Consider the following 7,201-nt stretch of genomic DNA (forward strand, 5'->3'; position numbering starts at 1 on the left):
AAGGAGAATAAACTGCGGCGAGGGAGCGGTAATCTCGCCACAGGTGTGTCAGTTCCGTTTAAGGAGCTGCAACATACGTCGGCTGCAATGTGGAGGACGGTGTCACACCAGTACCCGCGCCTGAGATTTTGTAGCCATTGGCTCCGCGGCGTGCATTGGTCTTGGCACGCGCCGCTTTGCGGTTGCCGCCACGATAATCCACGTTGATGCCCAGCTCATTGATCATTGCGACCAGCTGAGAGCGGGAGTAAAAGCCCAGGGTGCTCAGCAGTGCAGAAACATGATGCTTCACGGTCGCTTCGGAAATTCCGAGCTCATGAGCGATTTGTTTGTTCAACTTACCTTCTTTCAAGTAAGTCAAAATGGTAGCCTGACGGCGTGTCAGATTGGCCAGACCTTCATAAAAGTCGATACCAAACGCGTTCTGCGCATCTTCGGATTCTGTGGTCACCTCAACAGTGCCGCCGGTTAAAATCGCTTTGAAGACAGAAAAATCAGCAGTCTTTGGAACAGCTGCACTTGCACCGCGGGCAATGAAGTAATCTGCAAGGCCCGGATTGTCTTGCTCAAGCAGCATGACAAGGCTGGAAATCTCATAGGTCTCCAGCAGTGCGGATGCCGTGCCGAGTCCTGGTGCCCCCTTCATACGAGGGTTCACAAGTACCACTGCGGAAGGGTGAAGTTCTACCCAAGTCTGCAACTCGGAAAAGCTTTTTGTCACAAGTACATTCACGCCATGACACTCATTGGAGTAGATACTCGCAAGTGCTCTGGAAAATGCCGGATGTGGATCACCAATAATAACAGTGTGCATGGAAACCTTCTCCCTTAGGGTTCCAACAGTGGACTGACGCTCCCGATACATAATTTCTCCTCCCTAAACTATGCACTACGTGTTTCGTCTTATCTCTTGAAAAAAATACATGCATATGGTTTTTTTACAAGCGTTGATGTGAGGCTCCATGAAAAATAATTTTCAAGATACCGGCGAAACGCGAAAGTCTACTCAGGCAGAGAAGAGTGACCGCATGCGTAAGGAGATCCTCCTTGCGGCTATCAGCTGTTTGCACGAATTTGGCTATCACCGTGCATCTATTAAGAAAATTACCGAAAAGACCAGATTTTCGCAGGGTGCGCTGCAGCATCATTTCCCGACTAAAGAAGATCTGATGGTCTTTGTTCTGGAAAGGCTGCTCGCGAAATCCGTTCGGTTGACTTTGGAGTGGTTGAACGAAATCGGTGAGGATAAAAGCAGAATTTCTGAGTTGACTATCAAATGGTGGACGAATCAGGCGAACTCTCCTGAGTACCTCACCATGGTGGAAATTCTTGTTGCAGCGCGAACGGAAGACTCGCTGCGTCGCCGCATCAAACCCACCTTCGACAACTTCGCGAAAGTGACTGACGATCGAATTCTGGCAATTTTTGATAGCAATAGAATAAGTCAGACAATCGCACGTACGCTCATCACAGCCTCCCGTCAGATGATGACAGGCCTGATCAGCTCAGATGGTTTGTTTATGAAGGAAGAAGATAAGCAGGCTTACATCGAGCACTGGGCGATGTTTTTGCAGCAACTCATCGAGCATAGAATGCAGGAATCTGCGTAGACTTTAGTCTATGTGGCATCCGGGCACGTGGCCCGAATGCACGATCTTTTAGCAGCCGAGATTACATCAGCTGGCTAAGTTTCATTGCAACGCTCATGTCACCATCAATAGTGAACTTGCCCTGCATGAATGCCGCTGTTGGATCCAGATCGCCAGCAATCAGAGACTGCAGGTCTTCAAAGGTCACGCCGATTGTGCAATCAACGTCTTTGTTGTCGGTGGATATGGAATTGCCATCAATCACCAGAACACCTTCGTCACCACAGTCAAACTTGATTGAGCTGTCAAAGTCGCTGGATTCTACGCGGCCTTTCAGGTCATTCAAAAGTGCGTCCATGCTCATATTTGTTCCCTCCATCTGTTAAATTACAGTGTTTGAAAAATCCGGGCAGATGCCTAAGGTGTTCTAAGTAGCGCACTACGTATTACGCATCAGGCATCGTGTTAACGTAAGCGTAATTCAGCATGCGTTGAATGTAAAGACACCAGATTCCGCTTATTCGGGATTAGCCCTGCTGCCTTAGTAGGGCGTTATGCCAGCTGATCCGCCAAAGACTTCGTCTTCTCAGTCACAACATCGCCCGTGTGCTTTGTCGCTACCGGCTCAATGAGCACGATCCAGCATTCCTCTTGAGCAACCGGGTTATGCATTTTACCTTTGGGGACAACATGGAAGTCACCCTCATTTAGGGTAACAGCTGCCCCTTCGTACTCAATAAGGACACTGCCTTTCACAACATAGAAGAGCTCATCTTCCTCATCATGCTTGTGCCAGGCGAGATCTCCTTTGACCTTGGCGACCTTAACATACTGGTCGTTCACTTGAGCGACGACCCGAGGAGACCAGTAGTCAGTGATCTTTTCAAATTCAGAATTAAAATTGCCAATCATGAGAGCCTCATAAAAACAGGATACTGACGGTTATATGGGGCTGTTGCAGTCTCGTACAACACAGACAGGCTCATCCGTTGACGTTTGCTTACAAGCCATTATAAGCGCCCCCATGAACACTCCGAGCCCATCCTTTATCTACGCACCGCCCATGGAGCCCTTCCTTGATGTCGTCCAACAGGATGAGCAGCTTCTGGTCCTCAACAAGCCAAGTGGTTTGCTGAGTGTGCCTGGTCGGGCAGATGAGCATAAGGACTGTCTGGAAAGCCGTGCACAATCCGCCTACCCAACAGCAACAACCATCCACCGGTTGGATATGGACACCTCTGGTCTGCTTGTTATGGCCATGAACAAAGACGCGCATCGTCATGTCGGGCTTCAGTTCGAGAAGCGTATGACGCGAAAGACATATATTGCCCGTGTGTGGGGGCATGTCTCTGAGGATCAAGGGGAGGTTGACCTCCCTTTAAGATGTGATTGGCCCAATCGCCCAAAGCAGATGGTTGATCATGAGCAGGGCCGTTCAGCACTCACGCGCTGGGAAGTTGTCCGCCGTGAGGAAGCGACGACCCTTGTAAAGCTGATGCCAGTCACAGGCCGCTCTCACCAGCTCCGCGTACACATGCTCGCGCTTGGTCATGTCATTGTGGGAGATCGCTTCTACGCAGACGGAGAGGCGCTGATGTTCTCAGAGCGATTGCACCTCCACGCGCAAACGCTTGAGCTGCGTCATCCCATAGGTGGTGAATACAATACCTTTACAGCTTCCTGTCCGTTTTGGGATCTGTAAGTCGCCAAAACCTGCCAGACTCATATAATTTGTAAAATGAGTCATATTAAATACGGGTAATATCGTATTTTGTGCAGCCAGAGCGCACTATTCACAAGCACTAGGTGAAACTACCGTCTAATTATTGCAGAAAAAGAGCTTTCGCACAGTATAAGACAGAGTACTTGTCCTATAAGCAAATCGCTTGCTACCTCTCAGTCATATGCCTACTCTCGTGCGTTATTAAGTTATTGAAATTAAAGTGTAATATCATTGATTTTGCAAGTGAAAACTGTATGCAATGCTATGCAATAAATGACAAGTTTGGCTTTTATGGTGATTTCAGTCTCTGAAAGCAGCCATCAGACGGCCGGTTTTATGACATCCTATTCATATATCTCTGATTTTTGACTTAAGTCATGCGCCTAAAGTACAATGTGACCCAATAATATCTGTGTCGAACAGAAGAGCGGTTTCCTCCCTAGAGCTGTTTTGTGACAACTACGGATAGTCTGTCACGTTTCTGCTTCGGATCTTGCCTACGGAGAAGAAAATGCCTGTCACTAATCGCGAAGAATTAGACGCCCTGGTTGCTCGGGTTAAGAAAGCGCAACGGACTTACGCTACATACACACAAGAGCAGGTAGATAAGATTTTCCGTGCGGCGGCTTTGGCTGCTGCGGATGCTCGCATCCCACTCTCCCGTATGGCGGTTGAAGAAACCGGTATGGGCGTCATGGAAGACAAGGTTATCAAAAACCAGTTTGCTTCCGAATACATCTACAACAAATACAAGGATGAAAAGACCTGCGGTATCCTCGATGAAGATGACACCTTTGGTACCATCACCATTGCAGAACCAACAGGCATCATCTGCGGCATTGTCCCAACCACAAACCCGACCTCTACTGCGATCTTTAAAGCGCTGATCTCTTTGAAGACCCGCAACGGTATCATCTTCAGCCCGCACCCTCGTGCAAAACTGGCAACCAATGAAGCTGCTCGCATTGTTCTGGATGCAGCGATCAAAGCTGGCGCGCCAAAAGACATCATCGGCTGGATTGACGTTCCAACAGTGGAACTCTCCAACGCGTTGATGACACACGATGAGATCAACCTGATCCTCGCAACCGGTGGTCCGGGCATGGTGAAGGCGGCTTACTCCTCTGGTAAACCAGCCATTGGCGTGGGCGCAGGTAACACCCCGGTTGTGGTTGATGAGTTTGCCGACGTGAAGCGCCTCGTTGCTTCTGTCCTCATGTCCAAGACATTCGATAACGGCGTGATCTGCGCATCTGAGCAGTCTGTCATTGTTGTCGAGGAAATCTACGAGCAGGTTAAAGAGCGCTTCTCCAGTCACCAGGGCTACGTGCTGAAAGGCAAAGAACTTCAGGCTGTTAAAGATGTACTGCTGAAAAATGGCGGTCTCAACGCAGCTATCGTAGGTCAGCCAGCACCAAAAATTGCTGAAATGGCAGGCGTAAAGGTTCCTGCTGGCACCAAGATCCTGATCGGTGAAGTCACCGAAGCCAGTGAAGCCGAAGCCTTCGCACACGAAAAGCTGTCTCCAACGCTTGCTATGTACAAGGCAAAAAATTTTGAAGACGCATGTGACATCGCTGAAAAGCTCGTCACCATGGGTGGCATCGGTCACACCTCAGTGTTCTATACAGATCAGGACCGTTGCGCAGATCGCGTGAAAGAATTTGGCCGTCGGATGAAGACTGCCCGTATTCTCATCAACTCTCCTGCATCCCACGGCGGCATTGGTGACCTTTACAACTTCTCCCTCGCGCCAAGCCTCACACTGGGCTGCGGCTCTTGGGGTGGTAACTCCATCAGTGAGAACGTAGGTCCAAAGCACCTGATCAACAAAAAGACCGTTGCGAAGCGAGCTGAAAACATGCTGTGGCACAAACTGCCTGAATCCATTTACTTCCGTCGCGGCTGTCTGCCAATCGCTCTGGGTGATCTGGAAGGCAAAAAGCGCGCACTGATCGTAACCGATGGGTTCTTGTTCAAGAATGGCTACGCTGATGAGACTGTTCGTGTTCTCAAAGGCCTGGGCATGGAAACAGATGTCTTCTACGAAGTAGAGGCAGATCCAACACTGTCCATCGTGCGCAAAGGAGCTGACCTTTGTAAGGCATTCAAGCCAGATGTGATTGTTGCCATTGGTGGTGGTTCCCCAATGGATGCAGCAAAGATCATGTGGGTCATGTACGAACATCCTGAAGTTGATTTTGCTGATCTGGCATTGCGCTTCATGGACATTCGTAAGCGTATCTACAAGTTCCCTAAAATGGGCGAAAAAGCCAAGATGGTTGCAATCCCAACCACTTCTGGCACCGGTTCTGAAGTAACCCCGTTCGCGGTGGTGACTGATGACGAAACCGGCATGAAGTACCCAATTGCGGATTACGAACTCACACCAAACATGGCAATCGTGGATGCGAACCTTGTCATGAACATGCCGAAGTCTCTGACAGCGTTTGGCGGCATTGATGCCATCACCCACGCAACAGAAGCTTACGTCTCTGTTCTGGCAAACGAGTACTCTGACGGTCAGGCTCTGCAGGCTCTCAAACTCCTTAAAGAGAACCTCGTAGAGTCTTACGAAAAGGGTGCTGAATCCCCGAATGCGCGTGAGAAAGTGCACAATGGCGCAACCATCGCCGGTATCGCATTTGCGAACTCCTTCCTCGGTGTTTGTCACTCTATTGCGCACAAAGTAGGTGCAGCGTTCCACGTACCGCACGGTTTGGCCAATGCCATGCTGATCTCTAACGTGATCCGCTACAACTCAAATGACAACCCAACCAAACAGACCGCATTCTCTCAGTATGCGCGCCCTCAGGCAAAATGCCGGTACGGCGATATTGCTGACCATCTGGGCCTCACAGCAGCTGGAGACAGCCGTGAAGCAAAGGTTGAGAAACTGGTTGCTTGGGTAGAAAGCGTCAAGAAGGCTCTTGAGATCCCAGCAGGCTTCAAAGACCTGGGCATCACTGAAGAGCAGTTCATGGCGAAACTCGACGAAGTCGCAATGGAAGCATTCGATGACCAGTGCACCGGAGCTAACCCACGGTACCCACTGATCGATGAGATCAAACAGCTCCTTCTCGATGGTTACTACGGTCGCGTCTACGTAGAGGGCCGCGCGGAGGATGTTGTAGATCTTGCGCAGGAAAAAGCGAAAAAAGCCTCTAAAGCGAAAGCTTAAGTCCAACGCCAATCCTGCAAACTAAACATTGCGGCTCGAAAAAAGACCCCGGGGCACCAGCTCCGGGGTTTTTGCATTACAGTGACCAACATAAAGTGATAACTCTTGTGCATGGAAACGAAGCAACTCAAGTTCTCCTATCGGGATGATAACAGCATCCCAGCATTCCCAGATGATGGACCCATTTCAATCATGGATGCCCACTGCGGACTGTGTGCGAAGGGAGCTGCTTGGATAGCAAGGAATGATAGGAAAGAAGAGTTCAGGATTGTGCCTCTGCAATCCAGACTGGGGCAGGCATTGGCTGTCCATTATGGACTTGATCCATCTAATCCATTGACCTGGCTGTATCTGGAAAATGGAGCGGCACATACCTCTCTGGATGCGCTGATACGCGTTGGCTTACGCCTTGGAGGAGTGTGGAACATGCTGTTTGTATTGCGAATTCTACCGCGCTTTTTGCAGGATGCGATATACGGGGTTGTAGCTCGTAACCGCTACAAGTTTTTCGGCAGGGCAGATTTGTGTTCAGTGCAAAATTCTGAAGTCAAAAAAAGGCTGTTATTTTGAAAATATTGGTACTAGAGCGTGCTGCGCCAGATCTGATTCAGGTTTCTCATTTTAACTTTTTGTGATTCAATGTTGCCATCCTTGTTTTTGGAGGGCACATGGGCAAGCCATATCCGATAGAATTACGTGAACGGGTTG

The 7,201-nt window shown here is 49.5% G+C and carries 7 protein-coding genes; 4 read left to right on the forward strand and 3 right to left on the reverse strand.

The window, feature by feature from the left end:
• Positions 1-58: 58 nt before the first annotated feature.
• Positions 59-865 carry a response regulator transcription factor gene (locus PsAD37_RS05815; RefSeq protein ID WP_063295343.1) on the reverse strand — a complete coding sequence of 269 codons (807 nt, stop codon included), beginning with the start codon at positions 863-865 and terminating at the stop codon, positions 59-61.
• A gap of 97 nt (positions 866-962) precedes the next feature.
• Here PsAD37_RS05815 and PsAD37_RS05820 point away from each other — a divergent pair, with 97 nt between their 5' ends.
• Positions 963-1,610: a TetR/AcrR family transcriptional regulator gene (locus PsAD37_RS05820; RefSeq protein ID WP_063295344.1), complete on the forward strand. Its 648-nt coding sequence runs from the start codon at positions 963-965 to the stop codon at positions 1,608-1,610.
• Positions 1,611-1,671: 61 nt separating this feature from the next.
• On the opposite strand, the gene PsAD37_RS05825 is transcribed toward PsAD37_RS05820, so the two are convergent.
• Entirely contained in the window at positions 1,672-1,953 is a 282-nt protein-coding gene (locus tag PsAD37_RS05825; RefSeq protein WP_057464754.1) for an SCP2 sterol-binding domain-containing protein, read from the reverse strand.
• 188 nt (positions 1,954-2,141) lie between these two features.
• Entirely contained in the window at positions 2,142-2,501 is a 360-nt protein-coding gene (locus tag PsAD37_RS05830) for a cupin domain-containing protein (RefSeq protein WP_063295345.1), read from the reverse strand.
• A 151-nt stretch (positions 2,502-2,652) separates the two neighbouring features.
• Between PsAD37_RS05830 and PsAD37_RS05835 the strand changes: the two genes are divergently transcribed.
• The 3 genes from PsAD37_RS05835 to PsAD37_RS05845 all read left to right on the forward strand — a co-directional run bounded on the left by PsAD37_RS05835 (position 2,653) and on the right by PsAD37_RS05845 (position 7,063).
• Entirely contained in the window at positions 2,653-3,291 is a 639-nt protein-coding gene (locus tag PsAD37_RS05835) for a pseudouridine synthase (RefSeq protein WP_063295353.1), read from the forward strand.
• A 532-nt stretch (positions 3,292-3,823) separates the two neighbouring features.
• On the forward strand, positions 3,824-6,493 hold the full coding sequence (gene adhE / locus PsAD37_RS05840) for a bifunctional acetaldehyde-CoA/alcohol dehydrogenase (RefSeq protein ID WP_063295346.1): 2,670 nt from the start codon (positions 3,824-3,826) through the stop codon (positions 6,491-6,493).
• Between the two features lie 111 nt (positions 6,494-6,604).
• Positions 6,605-7,063, forward strand: coding sequence for a thiol-disulfide oxidoreductase DCC family protein (locus PsAD37_RS05845; protein ID WP_063295347.1), 459 nt, complete (start codon positions 6,605-6,607; stop codon positions 7,061-7,063).
• Positions 7,064-7,201 lie beyond the last annotated feature (138 nt).

Origin of the sequence: Pseudovibrio sp. Ad37, from assembly GCF_001623075.1 — a bacterium.
Lineage (GTDB): Bacteria > Pseudomonadota > Alphaproteobacteria > Rhizobiales > Stappiaceae > Pseudovibrio.

What these genes read in the sequence shown, in the direction of transcription:
- PsAD37_RS05815 (WP_063295343.1), bottom strand. Translation starts at nt 865, where the DNA reads ATGTATCGGGAGCGTCAGTCCACTGTTGGAACCCTAAGGGAGAAGGTT.
- PsAD37_RS05820 (WP_063295344.1), top strand. Translation starts at nt 963, where the DNA reads ATGAAAAATAATTTTCAAGATACCGGCGAAACGCGAAAGTCTACTCAG.
- PsAD37_RS05825 (WP_057464754.1), bottom strand. Translation starts at nt 1,953, where the DNA reads ATGAGCATGGACGCACTTTTGAATGACCTGAAAGGCCGCGTAGAATCC.
- PsAD37_RS05830 (WP_063295345.1), bottom strand. Translation starts at nt 2,501, where the DNA reads ATGATTGGCAATTTTAATTCTGAATTTGAAAAGATCACTGACTACTGG.
- PsAD37_RS05835 (WP_063295353.1), top strand. Translation starts at nt 2,653, where the DNA reads ATGGAGCCCTTCCTTGATGTCGTCCAACAGGATGAGCAGCTTCTGGTC.
- adhE (WP_063295346.1), top strand. Translation starts at nt 3,824, where the DNA reads ATGCCTGTCACTAATCGCGAAGAATTAGACGCCCTGGTTGCTCGGGTT.
- PsAD37_RS05845 (WP_063295347.1), top strand. Translation starts at nt 6,605, where the DNA reads ATGGAAACGAAGCAACTCAAGTTCTCCTATCGGGATGATAACAGCATC.